Genomic DNA, 18,501 nt, shown 5'->3' on the forward strand with positions numbered 1-18,501 from the left:
GCTGCCGAGAATGGATTATTCGAAGAAGACGATGAACGTGTGGTAGATGCAAATGAAGGCGTAGATGCCGGCGACCGCCTTGATGCCCAACTGCGCGACGCGGCGCTGCGCGAAGTTATAACAGAACATCAGGCCGAGCGCCGTAATCACCATCTTGACGAAGAAGAAAAGCACGGCGTTGTGCTGGATCAGCGAATCCATCAGAGGATTGCCTTCGGTGGCGACGCCGCGGCGAATATGTTCCATGGTTGCCACTGCATCATAGCCCGACATCAGCAGCGAAAGAAGAACGTACATAAACAGCCGCGTGTTGTGCAGCCTTACAGGCTGGGCAAGGACACTCCTGCTCACCTTAATCACCTCTTCTGCTCAAGTTTTGGGCGGCGAGCGGAAATGGGCTTCCGTTGCTCTCGCGACCCTTCATCCGTCGAATCTATCCGCAACCTCGGTGCCAAAGATACGCCGCTTTGGCCCCTGAAACAATTCCCCGCGCGGGGGATATTTCAGTTTATTTCTTGCCGCTGCGCCCACTGAAGTAATATTGACAATGACGGTGAAAACTCACAAGCGGACAGTCAGTGACGCGCTATCATTCACCCGCCTTAATCGCCTGCGGAAGCACCAACGCGCCTGAGTCAACGCCGGTTCCGCTATTTTCGCCGTGCTTCAGCAGCTATCGGTTTGCTAGACTCCAGACGAGAGTGTTCGGCAGATTACGGGGAAGGGAGCAGGCGGATAATCATGTCCGACACAGAGATGTTCTATCGAACACTGGGCAGCACCGGCGAACAGGTTTCAGCCATCGGCCTGGGTGGCTGGCACCTGGCGCTGAAGCATGTTGATGAAGCGCTCGCCATCCGCATCGTTCGCGCCGCCATTGATCGCGGCATCAACTTCATGGACAACTGCTGGGACTATAACGACGGCCAGAGCGAGATTCGCATGGGCCGCGCGCTGAAGGACGGCTATCGCGACCGCGTCTTCCTGATGACTAAGATTGATGGCCGCTCGAAGAAAGCCGCGACCGAGCAACTTGACGAATCGCTGCGCCGCCTACAGGTAGACCACATCGATCTGGTGCAGCACCACGAAGTCCTGCGCTTTGAAGACCCGCACCGCATCTTCGACCCGCAAGGCGCCAACGCCGCGCTCGAAGACGCCCGCCGTGCCGGTAAGCTGCGTTACATTGGCTTTACGGGCCACAAAGACCCGCGCATCCATGCCTACACCCTGGAGGTCGCCGCCGAGCACGGTTTCAAGTTCGACGCCGTGCAGATGCCGCTTAACGTCATGGACGCGCACTACCGCAGTTTTGAAAAGCTCGTCCTGCCGGAACTGATCAAGCAACAGATTGGCGTGCTGGGGATGAAGTGCATGGCCAACGGCATTCTGCTGAAATCGGGAACGGTTACGCCAATTGAATGTCTGCATTATGCGCTGCACTTGCCGACTTCGGTGGTTATCACTGGCATCGATAGTCTTGAGATTCTCGATCAAGCCTTCGAGGCGGCGCGCACCTTCCGCCCGCTGAGTGACGACGACGTGTCAACTTTGCTGGCAAAGACTGCCAGGGCGGCGGCGCGCGGCGAGTTCGAACCGTTCAAGACCTCTTCGATCTTCGACGGCACCGCCAAGCATCCCGAATGGCTCGGCGACGAGCCGCAACACGTGCAACAGCTCATGCCGGCATAACCCTGTAATGCGTCGTCAGAGTGTGTGGCGATCTTCCGTGACTCGATTGTGTGGCAGGGATCGGGGCGTATAATGAGACTGGAGCGGGCGCTTCTGAGCCAATCGTTCAAACACAGGTTCCAACGTAGCGCGCCGCTTTGCGGGCCAGAGCCGGCGGCTCAGTCATTATTCGGCGGGCGCGTGTCAATCTGCGCGGCAATCGTATTCAGCAAAGTTTCTATCTCGACCGGCTTGATGAAGCAACCCTGCGCGCCGGCCTCAAGCGCCGCCTGGATTTGCTGCTCCTGAGACATCCCTGTGTAGAAGAAGATCGGCGTCCGCGCGTCGGACTGGCGCACCGCGCGGCAGAGCTCGATGCCTGTGCCATCGCTGAAATACCAGTCCATGAGAATCAGGTCGAACTTTTTCTTGCGGACCAACAACAAGCCTTCGGCGACACTGCGCCCGGCATTGACTTCGTAACCTGCCTGGTTCAGCACCACCTTGACCATCTCGCAGGTGTCGTCGTCATCGTCAATGAATAGTATCCGCCCTTTGGCGGAACCCTTCTCGCGTCCCAAATTGCTCGCCAAGGTTGCTCTCCTGGACTCCGGATTGAATAAACCTTGATGACCGCTCAATGATACCGTAGTTCGAGAAGCTGACGCAGGGCGCTGATCTCTTGTGTCAGATCATGCAGCAGCGACATCTCTTCGGGGATGCCGCGGACCATTTTTAATAGTTCTTTCAACTCTGCGATTCGCGCTAACCGCCCACTGACGGCATCCGCTATGACAGGGTCATCCTGCATTCTTTCAGGTGTCTGTTTCATCGGTTTGATTCCCTACCTGACAAGATGGCATCTCCGCCGGGGGGTATGACGCGCCAAGGAAACCTTAATGCCACCTCTCCTCTGCCAAAGCGACCAATTTTTATAATCGTTACCGATAAGGGGAAACCGCGCGTCAAATTGATTATGCGCTTGTTGGCGAAGTGGGAGAATAGGGAACATGGGAAGAAGCCTAAGGGAATTCCCCGGAGGGGGGAGGAGGGTGAATAAGTATATTGTTGACGTTTATTTGCGAGTTGGGAGGCAGACAGCCCGGCGGCGATTTCAGGCTATCTATCGCGGATTGTCCCGGCGGCCCGTTATTCTTCGAGCCAGCCTTGCAACAGGGCGAAGCGCACGATGTCTATGCGGCTGTGCATGTCGAGCTTACGCATGGCGTTGGCGCGATGCGCCTCGACGGTCTTGACGCTGATGTCGAGCTTCGCGGAAATCTCTTTGTTGCTGTGGCCCCAGGCGATCAGCTTGATGACTTCCTCCTCGCGCTGGCTGATCCACTGGCGACGGGCATCTTTCGACCGCTGTTCGCTGGCATACCCGGCCAGTACCTTGCCGGTCAGCGATGCATCCAGATATTGGCCGCCGGCGGCGACCGCGCGGATGGCGCGCAGCAGTTCTTCCGCGGGGCTCTGCTTCAGCACGTAGCCGTCGGCGCCGGCGCGCACCAGTTGTTGCAAGTAAGCCTTGTCGCGGTGCCTGGTCAGCGCCAGTACCTTGACCTGCGGACAGGTCTCATTCAATTTCTCGGTCGCCTGAAAGCCGGTCACGCCGGGCATCGAAACGTCCATTAGCACCACATCGGGCAGCAGCGTCTGGGCGCTCTGTATGGCCATGAGGCCGTTGCCGGCTTCGCCGACGACATTCATGTCGGGCTGCGAGTTAATCAGGAGCTTAATGCCTTCGCGGATCGTTTCATGGTCTTCGGCAATCAGGATTCGTAACTTTGTCATAGCTTCATTTCTCCTCGCCGACGGTCTGGAACGGCGCACGCACGTAGACGGTCGTCCCTTTGCCGGGCGCGCTTTCGATCTCGAACTGCCCGCCGACCAGGGCGGCACGCTCGCGCATGCCGAGCAGGCCGAGCCCGGCGCGGGGGCCGCCGTCTGACTCCTGATTTGAGTCAAACCCTATGCCATCGTCCTCGACAATCAGTATCACCTGATTAGCCCGCCGTTCGAGCATCACCTCGACGCGGCTCGCCTGGGCGTGTTTGACGACGTTGTTGAGCGCTTCCTGGGCGATACGATAGAGCATCGTCTCGACTTCGGGCAAGAGGCGCGGGTTGCCGATGCCGCTGTCGTGAAACTCGGTGCGGACGCGCGAGTGCGTTTCCCACTCCTGAACGAAATTCGCCAGCGCCGCCGGCAACCCGAGATCGTCGAGCGCCATAGGCCGCAGCTCCCAGGCCATGAAGTCGAGGTCGCGGTCAATCGCTTCGACGAGGGTCTGCACCTTGCGGATGTCTTCGCGGAAAGCGGCGTAGCCGCTTTCCGCGAACAGGGATTCGAGCCGCAGCTTGAGCGCCGTCAACTGCTGGCCGAGCTGGTCATGCAGGTTGCGCGAGATGCGCCGCCGCTCGTCTTCCAGCGCCGACACCAGCATGTGCATGCCCTGGCGGCGCCGGCGGTCGGCGCGGCGCTCGGGGATATCGTAGAAGGCCATGACGGCGGCCACCATCTCGCCTTCTGGGCTGTAGATCGGCGCCGAGCTGACCGCCATACAGCCTCGGGAGCCGTCGCCGCGCTCGTAATCTATCTCTTCGCCGCTTATGACCTCGCCCTTCTGGATCGAGCGCGCCAGCGGCCACCCCTCCGGTTTGTAGGGGTGGCCGCCGGCGTAGAAGCCTTTATAATCGCCGTAATCGGCGACGGCGTCCGAGGCGATGAAGGCGTGCCGCCAGATGCGCTCGCCCTCCTCGTTGCCGAGAATCAGCCGGCCCAGCGGCGCTTCGGCGATGATGATGCCGACCGGCATCTGGCGCACAATCGCCTCCATAAAGCCGCGCTGCCGGTCTAGCTCGGCCAACAACCGCTCGCGCTCCTGCTCGGCGCGCTTGCGGTCGGTGATGTCGATGAACGTCAGCACGACGCCGTCTATGCGGTCCTCGGGGGTGCGGTACGGCACCAGGCGGGCAATGTAATAGTGTTCGTCGGCGCTCGCCACTTCGCGCTCGACGGTTTGCAGCGTCGCCATGACATGCTCGGCGTCCTCGTCCAGCTTGTCGTAATCGAGCTTATGAGTGATGTGCGCCAGCGGACGCATCAGGTCAGAGGCGATGATGTTGAAGACATGCTGGGCGCCGGGCGTATAGCGCTTGATGTTGAGGGCGCGGTCCAGGAAGATGGTGCCGATTTCGGTCGAGGCCATCAGGTTTTTCAGGTCGGAGTTGGTGCGGCTGATCACTTCGAGCTTTTCCCTGTACTCATGATTGACCGTCGTCAGCTCCTCGTTGACCGACTGCAACTCTTCCTTGCTGGTCTCCAGCTCTTCGGTCGCCGAGCGCAGCTCTTCGTTGAGGGCCTGTAATTCTTCGTTCGAGCCCTTCAGCTCTTCGTTCGAGGTCTCGTACTGCTCGACCGTGACGCGCAACTGCTCGCGGGTGCGGTTTAGCTCGTCCTCCAGGTTGCGCAGCAGCGGCTCCATCGCCGGTTCCGCGCTCGTCGCGGCGGCGTCGGCGGGCAGGAGCGGCGAGCCGTCTTGGGTGGTCTCTTTCAACTCGTTGAAGACGACCATCAGAAAGGTTTGCGCCGAATCGGGCACCGAAACCGGCTCGATCATCAGTTTGACGAGAACCGTCTCGCCGGCGATTTGCGCGCGCACGAACCGCGATTCGACCGGCGCGCCGCTCTGCCGGGTGGTCATCAGCAGGCCGCGCAGCTCGAAGCGCAGCGCCTCGTTGATCGCCTTTTGCAGGTTGCGCGAGGGCTCGCCGGCGGTGAATTGCAAGTAGCGCCCGGCGTTGCCCGAGAGGTGGACGATGTCGAGATCATCGGTGATCAAGGCGCTGGCGGGCGCGTGATGCGTCATCAGCCACTCCTGGTGGAGGTCGGCGATGGACTGGCCTCTGGCAGCGCCGGCGACAGCGCGCCGATGGGGCCTGGCCTCCCAGCGTCCGGCCTGCGGCATCAGCGGCAGGCCGGGCATTTCCCCATTCTGGTGGCGCTGCCGGTAGATGCGGAAGCGCTTGTTGAACGGCGTGAACAGCCCCGCCCTGCCTTCAGCCGTCTCCGACGAGCCAAGGAACAGGAAGCCTTCGTCGCGCAAGGCGAAGTGAAAGATATCCAGCACCCGATCCTGGATGTCGCGCGTCAGGTAGATCAGCAGGTTGCGACAGGTGATGAGATCGAGCTTGGAAAACGGCGGGTCGCGCAGGATGTTATGCGGCGCAAACAGCACCGTCTCGCGCACCTCTTTGCGGATTTGGTAGTGCCTATCCTCGCGTGTGAAGAAGCGCTTCAGGCGCTCCGGCGACACGTCGTTGGTGATGGTTTCCGGGTAAAGCCCATAGCGGGCGCGCTGGATGGCCTCTTCGTCTATGTCCGTGGCGAAGACCTGCAACTTCGGCGCGTCGGTCAGCCGCGCGGCGTGCTCGTGCAGCAGGATGGCCATCGAGTAAGCCTCTTCGCCCGTGGCGCACCCGGTCACCCAGACGCGCACCTGTTGGCTGCTGTTCTTGCCGTCGAAGAGGCTGGGGATGACGTCAGCGGCGAGGCACTCGAAGGCTTTGTGATCGCGGAAGAAGTTGGTGACGCTGATGAGCAGGTCGCGCAGTAGCGCCAGCACCTCGTCGGGGCGTTCGTAGATGAATTGCCGGTAGGCGGGCAGGTCGCTGACGCCGTTGACCTGCAAGCGGCGCTCGATGCGGCGCAGGATGGTCGAGCGCTTGTAGTTGGTGAAGTCATGGCCTGTGCGCGAGCGCACCAGGGTGAGCACGTCGCGCAACGCCTCGTCGGCCTTGTCGCGCGGCGCGGCGGCGTCGGCAGGCGGCAGGACGATTCGCTGGGCATTCTGCCACAGCGACATCAGCTTGTCAGGGATTTCGGCCACCGGCAGCACGAAGTCGACGACGCCGGCGTGAATGGCGCTATTGGGCATGCTCGCCTGCACGGCCTCGCGCGGGTCCTGCACGATGGTCAGCCCGCCCTTCTCCTTGACGCGCTGCATGCCGAGCATGCCGTCGGCGCCGGCGCCCGACAGCAGGATGGCGATGGCGTTATTGCGATAGACCTCGCCCAGCGAGCGGAAGAAAAGGTCAATCGGCACACGGTCGCCGCGGGCGTGATCCGGTTCGCGGAGCCGGATCACGCCGTCTTCGAGCAACAGATTCTTGTTGGGCGGGATGACGTAGACGTGGTTCTTCTCGACCTTGACGGCGTCCTGGACTTGCGTGACCGGCATGGCGGTTTCGTTTTGCAGCACCTCGTCTAAGCTGCTCTTGTGCGTCGGCGACAGGTGGAGGATGACGACGTAGGCCATGCCGCTGTCGGCGGGGAGGCGGCGCAGCAGTTCCATGATCGGCTTGAAGCCGCCCGCCGACGCGCCGATGCCGACCAGGATGAAGCCGCCCGGCTTCTTCATCTCGGCGAGGTCTTCGTTGATCGTTGGCTGCTTGCGCGATTCGCGTTTCTTCTTTTCCATACTTGGTGCTAGAGCAACCGCTTCCGGTTGTCGCATTGCCGCAGGCGGAAGCTTGGCGCACCGTCGCAGCCTCCGACCGTATGAAGAAAACTTGAAGATGAAGAGAGCAAATCTGGTGCGCTTCTTATTTTACGCCTTTCGGGGGTGCTTGGCGATTAAGATTGGTAGTGGCCCTAGGGTCTATTCATTCTCCGGACTTAAACCGCCAAGACGCCAAGGACGCCAAGAGAACACAGAGCTTTTCTTGGCGGTCTTGGCGTCTTGGCGGTTCATCCCCCAATGGTTATTCGAGAATGAATAGGCCCTGGTAGTGGCCCTCCGCGCATTGACGCGCGCCGCGGTTCTCAAGTAAAACTCTTCGAGCCGGATTCCACACGACAGCCAGAGATTGACCATGAAGCGCTCGATACGCCTGATCGCCTTAACCGTGTGCGCGGCTGCGCTGGCCGCGAGTTATTTTCTGCCGCGCGCCGCGGCGCAGCAGAGCAGCATGAAGCCCGTTGACTTTAACCGCGAGGTGCGGCCCATCCTCTCGGACAACTGCTTCGCCTGTCACGGCCCCGACGACAAGCAGCGACAGGCGGGCCTGCGCTTCGACACCAAAGAGGGCGCGTTTGCAAAGCCCGGCGTCATCGTCCCCGGCGACGCGCAGAATTCAAGGCTCATCAAGCGCATCACCTCGAAAGACCCGGCCTTTCGCATGCCGCCCCTCGGTTCGGGCCACAGCCTGACCGAGCCGCAGATCGCGACGCTCGTGCGCTGGGTGGACGAAGGCGCGCGCTGGAGCAATCACTGGGCCTACCAGCCGATCACTCGCCCTGAGCCGCCTGCTGTAACTAATGCCCCATGGTCGCGCAACGCCATTGACCGCTTCATCCTGGCGCGACTCGAACGCGAAGGCTTAAAGCCATCGCCGGAAGCCGACCGCGCCACCTTGCTGCGCCGCGTGTCGCTCGACCTGACGGGCTTGCCGCCGACGCCGCAAGCCCTGGACGCCTTTCTCGCCGACCAATCCCCCGACGCCTACGAAAAGGCCGTCGACCGCTTGCTCGCCTCGCCGCACTACGGCGAGCGCATGGCGCTGATGTGGTTAGACCTGGCGCGTTACGCCGACACCCACGGCTATCACATAGACAGCCACCGCGATATGTGGCCGTGGCGCGATTGGGTGATTCAAGCCTTCAATCAGAACAAGCGCTACGATCAATTCACGGTCGAGCAACTGGCGGGCGACCTGCTGCCGAACGCGACCACCGAGCAACGCATCGCGTCGGGGTTCAACCGCAATCACATGATTAACTTTGAAGGCGGCGCGATTCCCGAAGAGTACCAAACCGAGTACGTCGTGGATCGCCTGGAAGCGACGGCGACCACCTGGATGGCGATGACGCTCGGCTGTGCGCGCTGTCATTCGCACAAGTACGACCCGCTGACGCAGAAAGAGTTCTATCAGTTCTTCGCCTTCTTCAACACGGTTTCGGAGGAAGGGCTGGATGGCCGCGAAGGCAACGCCAAACCGACCTTGCCGCTGCCGACCGCGGAGCAGAAGGCGCGACAGGATGAGCTAACGAAAGCCATCGCCGCCCGCGACGCCGAGCTGAAAAGCGAAGCGGTCGCCTCGGCGCAAGCCGAGTGGGAGAAAGCCTATGTCGGGCGCGTTGCCGAATCCAACCGCGAAGGGCTGGCGGCGCATTACCCGCTCGATGGCAGCCTCTCGGACATATCGGGCCGCTATCAACACGGGACGACGGTGAAGGGCGACCCGACCTTCGGCAGCGGCCGCATCGGTCCTGCCGTGCGCTTTGACGGCGAAACCCAGGTGAGCTTCGGGAAAGTCGGCGGCTTTAATCGCGGCGACCATTTCACCGTCGCGACCTGGGTGAAGGTCGACAGCAACGTGCCGCTGACGCTGATGCACAAACAGGCGAGCGAAAGCGACCGGCGCGGCTGGGAGATGTTCTTTGACGACATGGGACTGGTCGGCATTCAGCACTGGGCGGCGCGGCTCAATGTGCGCGTCGTCGCCACTATGCCGGACGAGATCATCCACCTGCGCACGACCGAGAGAGTCTCTTTCGGCGACTGGCATCACATCGCGCTCACCTATGAGGGGACGGCGAAAGCCGCGGGCCTCAGACTGTTCATTGATGGCAAGCCGGCAGCGGTCGAAGTCTTAAAAGATAACCTCGTGGGCTCGTGCGCCACGGACGCGGCGTTGCGGGTCGGCTATAAGCCATTCGGCAAGCCGTACAAGGGGCAGCTCGACGACCTGCGCCTCTACGACCGCGAGCTGGCGGAAAAGGAAATCGCGGATTTAGCCATTCGCTATCCGGTGATGGTGATTCTGTCAGCGGTCAACGGCAAACGCTCGAAGGATGAAGCCGAGCAGGTGCGCGATTACTTTTTGAATGTTGCGGCGAGCGAGGCTTACCGCCAGCACTATGCCGAGCTGAAGCGCTTGCGGGCAGAGAAGAAGACGCTCGACAAAGCCATTGTCACGACGATGGTGATGGACGAGATGGCCAAGCCGCGCGAAACCTTCGTGCTGGGGCGTGGCGATTATCGCAACCGGACTGAAAAGGTCGCGCCCGGCGTGCCCGCGGTCTTGCCGCCGCTGCCGAAAGACGCGGCGTTGAATCGGCTGACGCTCGCCCGCTGGCTCGTAGACCCGCAGCACCCATTGACCTCGCGGGTGGCGGTCAATCGCTTCTGGCAGATGTTGTTCGGCACAGGCATCGTCAAGACCAGCGAAGATTTTGGCTCGCAAGGCGAGCCGCCCGTGCATCCTGAGCTGCTCGATTATCTGGCCGGCGAATTCGTTCGCGGCGGCTGGGATGTGAAGGCGCTGCTGAAGGAGATTGTCACCTCGGCCACCTATCGCCAATCGTCGAAGCTGACGGCGGAACTGCGCGAGCGCGACCCGGAGAATCGTTTGCTGGCGCGCGGCCCGCGTTCGCGTTTGCAGGCCGAGCTGGTGCGTGACAACGCGCTTGCGGTGAGCGGCTTGCTCAACGAGCAAGTCGGCGGGCCGAGCGTTTTGCCGTATCAACCGGCAGGGCTGTGGGAAGAGATGGCCTTTGGCGACGGCTTCTCGGCGCAGGCTTATCAGCAGGCGCACGGCAAGGATTTATATCGCCGCAGCATGTACACCTTCTGGAAGCGCACGGTGCCGCCGGCTTCGCTGTTGACGTTTGACGCGCCCGACCGCGAGAAATGTGTCGCGCGCCGCGCCGTGACCAACACGCCATTGCAGGCGCTGGTGCTGCTGAACGACCCGACCTATATCGAAGCGGCGCGGGCGCTGGCCGTGCGCGCGGCGCGCGAAGGCGGCAAAGACACGGCGAGCCGTTTGCGCTACGCCTTTCGGCTGGCGACGGCGCGCTGGCCGACGGCGCAGGAATCTACCCTCTTGCGCGAGTTGTTGGCAAAGCAGATGGCTGCTTATCGGCGCGACAACAAAGCGGCGCTCGCTTTATTGAAGGTCGGCGAATCGCCGCTCGACCCGCAGCTTGACGTGGCTGAAACGGCGGCGTGGACGGTCGTTACGTCAGCGATATTGAACCTCGACGAAACCATCACCAGGGAGTAGCACGATGTGTAAGGAAGATAACCAGGCCGCGGCCATCGAGCGAGAGCTGGCGCTGGGCATGACGCGACGGCAGTTCTTCGGCGTCGGCGCGAAAGGCATAGGCATTGCCGCGCTGGCATCATTACTCCAGCCTGAAATGCTTGCGGCTATCGGCGGCGATGAGGGAACGGCGCGTGACCCGAAGACCGGCGGTCTAGCCGGCCTGCCGCACTTTGCGCCAAAGGCGAAGCGCGTCATCTTCCTGCACCAATCGGGCGGCCCTTCGCAGATCGAAACCTTCGATTACAAGCCGCCGCTCGAACGCCTGCACGGCACGGAGTTGCCCGAATCGGTGCGCCAGGGGCAGCGCATCACCGGCATGACTTCGGGGCAGTCGTCACTGCCATGCGTTCGCTCGCTGTTCAAGTTCAGCCAGCACGGCCAGTCGGGCGCGTGGGTGAGCGAACTGCTGCCGCACACGGCGAAGGTGGTTGATGATTTGGCGATCATCAAGACCATGCATACCGACGCGATCAACCACGACCCGGCGATTACGTTCATCCAAACAGGCTTTCAACAACCGGGCCGTCCGAGCATGGGCGCATGGGTGAGCTATGGCCTGGGCAGTGTGAATCAGAACCTGCCGGCGTTCGTTGTGCTGCTGTCGCAGGCGCATGCCTTGAACACCGATCAGCCGTTGTTTTCGCGTTTGTGGTCGAGCGGCTTCTTGCCGTCGAATTATCAGGGCGTGCGCTTTCGCGGCGGCGCAACGCCTGTGCTGTTCCTGGACGACGCGCCCGGCGTGAGCAAGACGACGCGGCGGCAGATGCTCGACGCCGTGGGGCGCTTGAACAAGATGAAGGCGGCGGAGTATGGCGACCCGGAGATCGAAACGCGAGTCGCGCAGTACGAGATGGCTTATCGCATGCAGACGAGCGTGCCCGACCTGATGGATTTGTCGAAGGAGCCGGATTCGGTCTTTGAAATGTACGGCCCGGAATCGCGCCGACCGGGGAGCTATGCGGCGAACTGTCTGCTGGCGCGGCGGCTCGCCGAACGTAATGTGCGTTTCATTCAGCTCTACCATCGCGGCTGGGATCAACATAACGATCTGCCGCGCGACCTGGCGCTGCAATGTCGAGGCACGGATCAGCCGACAGCGGCATTAATTACAGACTTGAAACAGCGCGGCCTGCTCGACGACACGCTGGTGGTGTGGGGCGGGGAATTCGGGCGCACGGTCTATTGCCAGGGCAAGCTGACCGAAGGCAATTACGGGCGCGACCACCACCCGCGCAACTTCGCGATGTGGCTGGCGGGCGGCGGCATCAAGCGCGGCATGGTGATGGGCGAAACCGACGACTTCAGTTATAACGCCGTCGCCGACCCTGTCAGCGTCTTTGATTTGCAGGCGACGATTCTGCATCTGCTCGGCGTAGACCACAAACGCCTGACCTTCAAGTTTCAGGGCCGCCATTTTCGATTGACCGACGTGCATGGCGAAGTCGTCGAGAAGCTGCTGGCTTGAAGCGCGAGCCCGACGCTTATTTGTCATCCGACTCTGACCGGCTGGCGGCTGGTGAGCTGAGATTCAGTGAGATCGGCGAGCCGTCATCTTCTGGACCACGCTCCTGCCGCCGCACGTTAAGCCAAACCTTAATCCACTGGTAAGCGGCAAAGACGGCAAGCGTTAAGACGATGCTGCCGATGGCCGCGACCCACCAGCCATATCTGCTCAGTACGACATAGCCGGCGGCCAGCATCGCCACCGCGTAAAGCGCCGTCAGGACGATCTGCCAATGCGGGTCTATTTTCTCGTCCTCTTCCTGTTCCTCATTGCGCTGGTTGTATTCATCAAACATTTCACCACCTCCAAAACCCAGGCGGCTTGCCTTTAATCTGGAAGGGCGAAGGCGATGTAAGCATCGCCCGACTTCGTGCCCATCTTGCCGCCGCCCGCGGCGATCACGACGAATTGCTTGCCGTTCACTTCATAGGTGCTGGGCGTCGCGTATCCGCCTGCCGGGAGCTGCGTCTCCCAGAGCAGCTTGCCTGTGCGCTTGTCGAAGGCGCGAAACTTTTCGTCTTTGGTTGCGCCGATGAAGATCAAGCCGCCCGCCGTGACAATCGGCCCGCCATAATTTTCGGTCCCGGTGATCGGGATGCCGCGCTTCGTCAGCTCGGCGAATTCTCCAAGCGGTATCTGCCAATCGATCTTGCCGCTGTTCAGGTTGACGGCGGTGAGCGTGCCCCACGGCGGCTTCACCGCCGGGTAGCCGTTCGGGTCGAGAAAGCGATTATAGCCGGTGATCGTGAAAGGCATGTCGCTAGCCCTCTCGCCATTCGGCTTCGTCGGCGAGGCGACGCCCGCCGTTTCTTCGTCGTAGAGGTAACGCAACAGGTCTTGCTTCTGCGCGTCGGCTAGATAAGCGAACGAAGGCATCCAGCCGCGGCCGTGCTCGATGATCCGCTGCGCCTGGTCGTGCCGCATGCGTTCGGCCAGGTTGATCAACGTCGGGGCGTTCTGTTGCGTCGCGCCGCGCCGATCAATGCCATGACACGAGGCGCAGTTCTGTCGGTAAACGGCTTCGCCCGCGGTCTTCGGTGCGACCTCGACCATCGTCAAAATCCATGCCATCTCGTTGGCGTTGACGTAGAGCCGCCCGCTCGCCGGATCATACGCCGCGCCGCCCCATTCGGCTCCGCCGTCGAAGCCCGGAAAGATCACCGTCCCTTCTTTGCTCGGCGGGATGAACTGGCGCCCGGTGCGCGTGCCTTTCAAGCGCGCCAGAATCGCGGCGCGGGCTTCGGGTGAAATGTCCGTGACGCTCTCTTCGGTCAAGGTCTGCCGGGCGAACGGCGGCGGCTTGACCGGCAGCGGCTGCGTCCGACTGGCTTGCTCGCCTGCAAGGTCTGAGGGCGGCACGGGCCGCTCGGTGATCGGGAAGACAGGCTTGCCGGTGGCGCGCTCGAAGACGAAGACGTAGCCTTGCTTGGTGGTCTGCGCGACGGCATCGATCAATCGTCCATTGCGCCGCAGCGTGACCAGAACGGGCGCGGCGGGAAGGTCGCGGTCCCAGAGGTCGTGATGCACGAACTGGTAATGCCAGCGTCTGCGCCCGGTCGCCGCGTCGAGCGCCAGCAGGCAATCGGCGAACAGGTTAGCGCCTTTGCGATTGCCGCCATAGAAATCGAATGCCGCCGAGCCGGTCGGCAGAAAGACGATGCCGCGTTTGGTATCAACGCTGATGCCGCTCCAGGCATTCGCGCCGCCGATGCGTTGCCACGCGTCCTTAGGCCAGGTCTGATAGCCATACTCGCCGGGCCAGGGAATCGTGTGAAACGTCCAGCGAATCTTGCCCGTCCGCACGTCGTAGGCGCGAATGTGACCGGGAGCCGCGGGGCCTGGGCCTTCGTTGACGCGGGTGCCGAGAATTAGCACGTCTTTGTAAATCGCCCCCGGCGTGTTCGACAAAACGAACAGTCCCTTGATGTCGCGGCCCAGCCCTTCGGTCAGGTCAACGCTGCCCTGTTTGCCGAACGACGCGATGGGCTGACCGTTGCGCGCATTGAGCGCATAGAGGCGCTCGCCGGCGCAGACCAGGATGCGCCGGTCGTCACCGCTTGCCCAGTAAGTCACGCCGCGATTCGCGCCTAAAGAACTGGCCTGCGCGCCGGCTTTGAACGGGTCGAACGTCCATAGCTCTTTACCGGTTGCTGCTTCGAGTGCGAAGACTTTGATCTGCGGCGACGTGGCGTACAAGACGCCGTCAACGATGATCGGGTTACATTGAATCTGTGAGCGGTTGTCTTCGCGGTGATCGCCTGTGTGATAGACCCAGGCGACTCTCAAGCGGCTGACATTCGTCGTGTTGATCTGGGCGAGCGGCGAGTACTGTGTATGCGCAGGGTTGCCGCCATGCGTCGGCCACTCGCTGGAGGCGGTTTCCGCATCATTATCAGCACGGCTCGGCGGCGCGGCGATGGCCCACGCCAACGCCGCCACGGCGAATAGGACGATAACGAAAAGTTGAAGTAAGGATTGATTTCGTAGCTTGGGCATAGGCGTCAGACTATCATTCTTGCCGGCTCGCTAACCAGCCTGACAACGCACGGCGGGCACGCTTCTTGCCAGTTCGGCAGCCGCCGGTTACAGTGAAAACCGTGCATGCTTTTTCAAGCTGCGAGGCAACCGTCAGCAATCACCATTCGACTGGAGAAGAACAATGCAAAAGCGAAATCTAGGGAAAAGCGGCCTGGAAGTTTCAGCCCTCGGCCTGGGCTGCATGGGCATGTCGGAGTTCTACGGCAAGGGCGACGACAGCGAATCGTTGGCGACGATTCGCCGGGCGCTTGAGCTGGGCGTGAACTTTCTGGACACCGCCGATATGTACGGCCCTTACACCAACGAAGAGCTGGTCGGGCGCGCCATCCGCGGCCGCCGCGATGAAGTCATCATCGCCACGAAATTCGGCATCGTCCGCGACCCGGCGAATCCCGCCGTGCGCAGCGTCAGCGGCAAGCCTGATTATGTGCGCCGGTCTTGCGAAGGCAGCCTGAAGCGGCTCGGCATCGACACCATTGATCTCTACTACCAGCACCGCGTTGATCTGCAAACGCCCATCGAAGAGACGGTCGGCGCGATGGCTGACCTCGTTCATGAAGGTAAGGTTCGTTACATCGGCCTATCCGAAGCGTCCGCCGAAACGCTGCGCCGCGCCTGCGCTGTGCACCCGGTCAGCGCCTTGCAGACTGAATACTCATTGTGGAGCCGCGACCCTGAAGACGAAATCCTGCCGGCCTGTCGCGAGCTTGGCGTCGGCTTTGTCGCCTACAGTCCGCTTGGGCGCGGCTTTTTGACTGGCCAGATTAAGCGCTTCGACGACCTGGCGGCGGACGATTACCGTCGCCACGCGCCGCGCTTTCAAGGCGAAAACTTCGCCAAGAATCTCGACCTTGTGCGGCGCATCGAAGAGATGGCGCACGAGAAGGGCTGCACCCCCGCACAGCTCGCGCTGGCCTGGACATTGGCACAGGGCGAAGACATCATACCGATTCCGGGAACCAAGCGCCGGGCTTACCTGGAAGAGAACATCGCCGCGCTAGACATCGAATTGAGCGCCGATGATCTGCGCCGCATTGATGAGATCGCGCCTCAGGGAGCGGCTGCCGGCACCCGCTACCCTGAAGCGCTGATGGGCATGGTCAATCGCTAGAGGTGAGTTGGATGAAAGCTTACAAAACGCTTATGGCGGCGGCGATGATTCTGCTCGCCATGTTCTCGGTCGGCGCGGCGCAAACCGCTGATAACGTCAGGGCGCATTATACGAAGTACGAGTACCTGGTCCCGATGCGCGATGGCGTGCGGCTATTCACCTCGGTCTACGTCCCGAAAGACAAGTCGCAAGCGTATCCCTTCCTGCTGACCCGCACGCCCTACAGCGTCGCGCCCTATGGCGTTGACTTTTATCGCGCGACGCTTGGCCCTTCGCCCGAATTCGAGAAGGAGGGCTTCATCTTCGTCTATCAAGACGCGCGCGGTCGCTATATGTCGGAAGGCGAGTTTCAGCAGGTGCGCCCCTTCAAGCCGGACAAGCGCGGCCCGAAAGACATAGACGAGAGCACCGACACTTATGACACCATCGAGTGGCTGTTGAAGAACGTCGCCGACAACAATGGCCGTGTCGGCATGGTCGGCATCTCGCAGCCGGGCTTTCATGTCGCCGCCAGCTTGATGGACACGCACCCGGCGCTCAAGTGCGCATCGCCGCAAGCGCCGACCGCCGACTATTATCTGAACGACGACGTCTATCACAACGGCGCGTTCATGCTGGCGGCGAATTTCTGGTTCTATTCGTCATTCAGGCCGCGCAGAGGCGGGCCGGAACCCCCCGTGCAGCGCCCGCCTTTCGATTCCGGCACGCCCGATGGTTATGATTTCTTCCTGCGCCTTGGCCCGCTCGCCGAGGTTAATCAAAGGCTGCTCAACGGCGAAGCCGGGTACTGGCAGGAGATCATTGACCACCCCAACTATGACGAGTTCTGGAAGCCGCGCTCGCTGTGGCGCTTTATGAACAACGTCAAGTGCGCCGTGTTGAACGTCGGCGGCTGGTTCGATGCCGAAGACCCGATGGGGCCGTTTCACACCTACCGCGCCGTCGAAAAGAACAATCCCGGCGCGACCAATCTGCTGGTCATGGGGCCGTGGTCGCATGGCGGCTGGGCGCGTGGCGATGGCGACAAACTCGGCAACCTCAACTTCGGCGTCAAGACGGCGGCGTTTTTCCGCGAGCAGATTCAGTTCCCGTTTTTCATGCATTATCTGAAAGACAAGCCGGCCACTTTGCCCGAAGCCTATATGTTTCTGACCGGCCTCAACGAATGGCGCGCGCTGTCGGATTGGCCGCCGAAAGATGCAAGTCCTCGGACCATGTACTTTCAAGCCGGCGGGCGGTTAGGCGGTGACGCGCCTACGGGCGAGGGCACATTTGATGAATACGTCAGCGATCCAAATCGCCCCGTGCCTTATCTCGGTTACATCGTCAAAGGCATGACTTCGGATTACCTGACTGAAGATCAGCGCTTCGCCGCCGAGCGGCCTGACGTGCTGGTCTACAAAAGCGAGCCGCTCGACGAGGACGTGACCATAGCCGGCCCGCTTCATGTCAATCTCAATGTCTCGACTTCGGGAACCGATAGTGATTTTGTGGTGAAGCTGATCGATGTCTATCCCGGCGATTATCCCCAGCCGCCCGCGCCCGAAGGTCAGCCGGTGCCGGCCAACACAGTCCGCATGGGCGGCTACCAACAGCTGGTGCGCGGCGAGCCGTTTCGCGGTAAGTTCCGCAACGGTTTTGACAAGCCGCAGCCGTTCGTCCCCGGTCAGCCGGCGGCCATTCATTTCGCGACCCCGGATGTCTATCACACTTTCCGCAAAGGCCATCGCATGATGGTGCAGGTGCAAAGCTCATGGTTCCCTGTGGTTGATCGCAACCCGCAGAAGTTCATGGACATTCCCAAAGCGGCGGCGGCGGATTTTCAGAAAGCCACGGAGCGCGTCTATCGCGCGCGCAACCTCAGCTCGTCAATCACCGTTCTGGTTGACCCCAAGCCGACCCGGTAGGAAGTGATGAGTGATGACCGAGGGGCCTCAGATGGGTTTGCCATGTAGCGCAAGGCGGTTAGCTTGCGCAGCGGCTCGCGCAAGCTAACCGCCTTGCGCTACTCGCGATTGATAACCGCTATTTCATCGGGCGTGCTGTGGCTGTTTTGCTTGCGCCGACAAAAGAGCCACACGCGAAAGGGGTGGGCGCAAACCTGCCGCGCCCAATGCGTTTGCAAAAGTCCTGATTTTTGGCGATTTGTCACCCAACCGTGTAGGCCGCAGCCGCGGCACGGACGTTGCTCTAGTCAGTAATCGCAAGCTAGTTGAGATGAGCGGCCTGGCCGCGACATTCAATCGGCTAACTAAAATCTCGCACGGAGGACAGTTAATGAAGAAAATTATTCTCTCAGCAGTGATGGTGTTGGCGCTGGCCGGCGGTTCGGTATTTGCAGCCACCACGACCCAGAACAAGAACGCGAAGCCGGCAGCAGCCTCTTCAGGCAAGAAGATGGGTGGCAAGAAGCATCACAAGAAACGCCACAGGAGATCCGCCAAAAAGGCCGCCAACAAGAATATGTAATTTGCTCGAAGCATTCTGTAACGACATCGGCGGGTCGGCCCAATGCTCGGGCTGGCCCGCTCTTGTTTTTGCCGTGCTGCGCTATAATGGCA

General features: G+C 61.3%; 13 protein-coding genes. 6 read left to right on the forward strand and 7 right to left on the reverse strand.

What is annotated here, in order from left to right; all coding sequences use genetic code 11:
• Positions 1–15 precede the first annotated feature (15 nt).
• Complete coding sequence (locus VJ464_25020; protein HKQ08406.1) at positions 16–351, reverse strand: DUF5658 family protein; 336 nt, start codon at positions 349–351, stop codon at positions 16–18.
• Positions 352–741: 390 nt separating this feature from the next.
• On the opposite strand from VJ464_25020, the gene VJ464_25025 reads away from it, so the two are divergent.
• The gene (locus VJ464_25025; protein HKQ08407.1) at positions 742–1,692 is read left to right on the forward strand and encodes an aldo/keto reductase; all 951 of its coding nucleotides are present in this window, start codon (positions 742–744) and stop codon (positions 1,690–1,692) included.
• A 158-nt stretch (positions 1,693–1,850) separates the two neighbouring features.
• On the opposite strand, the gene VJ464_25030 is transcribed toward VJ464_25025, so the two are convergent.
• From VJ464_25030 to VJ464_25045, 4 genes are all read right to left on the reverse strand, one after another.
• Complete coding sequence (locus tag VJ464_25030) at positions 1,851–2,264, reverse strand: response regulator (GenBank protein ID HKQ08408.1); 414 nt, start codon at positions 2,262–2,264, stop codon at positions 1,851–1,853.
• A 44-nt stretch (positions 2,265–2,308) separates the two neighbouring features.
• Complete coding sequence (locus VJ464_25035) at positions 2,309–2,503, reverse strand: hypothetical protein (GenBank protein HKQ08409.1); 195 nt, start codon at positions 2,501–2,503, stop codon at positions 2,309–2,311.
• A 317-nt stretch (positions 2,504–2,820) separates the two neighbouring features.
• Positions 2,821–3,468 (reverse strand): response regulator transcription factor, encoded by a 648-nt coding sequence (locus VJ464_25040; GenBank protein HKQ08410.1) that lies wholly within the window; start codon positions 3,466–3,468, stop codon positions 2,821–2,823.
• Positions 3,469–3,472: 4 nt separating this feature from the next.
• Entirely contained in the window at positions 3,473–7,156 is a 3,684-nt protein-coding gene (locus VJ464_25045) for a chemotaxis protein CheB (GenBank protein HKQ08411.1), read from the reverse strand.
• A 394-nt stretch (positions 7,157–7,550) separates the two neighbouring features.
• Here VJ464_25045 and VJ464_25050 point away from each other — a divergent pair, with 394 nt between their 5' ends.
• Positions 7,551–10,745 (forward strand): DUF1553 domain-containing protein, encoded by a 3,195-nt coding sequence (locus VJ464_25050; protein ID HKQ08412.1) that lies wholly within the window; start codon positions 7,551–7,553, stop codon positions 10,743–10,745.
• A gap of 4 nt (positions 10,746–10,749) precedes the next feature.
• A complete protein-coding gene (locus tag VJ464_25055) occupies positions 10,750–12,252 on the forward strand; it encodes a DUF1501 domain-containing protein (GenBank protein HKQ08413.1) in 1,503 nt (500 codons plus the stop codon).
• A gap of 16 nt (positions 12,253–12,268) precedes the next feature.
• Here VJ464_25055 and VJ464_25060 read toward each other — a convergent pair whose 3' ends face one another.
• Together VJ464_25060 and VJ464_25065 are read right to left on the reverse strand one after the other, a co-directional pair.
• Complete coding sequence (locus VJ464_25060; GenBank protein HKQ08414.1) at positions 12,269–12,586, reverse strand: tripartite tricarboxylate transporter TctB family protein; 318 nt, start codon at positions 12,584–12,586, stop codon at positions 12,269–12,271.
• A gap of 32 nt (positions 12,587–12,618) precedes the next feature.
• Positions 12,619–14,787, reverse strand: a complete 2,169-nt coding sequence (locus VJ464_25065; GenBank protein HKQ08415.1) for a PQQ-binding-like beta-propeller repeat protein — start codon at positions 14,785–14,787, stop codon at positions 12,619–12,621.
• Positions 14,788–14,950: 163 nt separating this feature from the next.
• Between VJ464_25065 and VJ464_25070 the strand changes: the two genes are divergently transcribed.
• From VJ464_25070 to VJ464_25080, 3 genes are all read left to right on the forward strand, one after another.
• Entirely contained in the window at positions 14,951–15,940 is a 990-nt protein-coding gene (locus tag VJ464_25070) for an aldo/keto reductase (protein HKQ08416.1), read from the forward strand.
• Positions 15,941–15,951: 11 nt separating this feature from the next.
• The gene (locus VJ464_25075) at positions 15,952–17,847 is read left to right on the forward strand and encodes a CocE/NonD family hydrolase (protein ID HKQ08417.1); all 1,896 of its coding nucleotides are present in this window, start codon (positions 15,952–15,954) and stop codon (positions 17,845–17,847) included.
• A 370-nt stretch (positions 17,848–18,217) separates the two neighbouring features.
• A complete protein-coding gene (locus VJ464_25080; GenBank protein ID HKQ08418.1) occupies positions 18,218–18,409 on the forward strand; it encodes a hypothetical protein in 192 nt (63 codons plus the stop codon).
• The last annotated feature ends 92 nt before the right edge of the window (positions 18,410–18,501 follow it).

The sequence above is a fragment of the Blastocatellia bacterium genome (assembly GCA_035275065.1).
Taxonomy (GTDB): Bacteria; Acidobacteriota; Blastocatellia; order UBA7656; family UBA7656; genus DATENM01.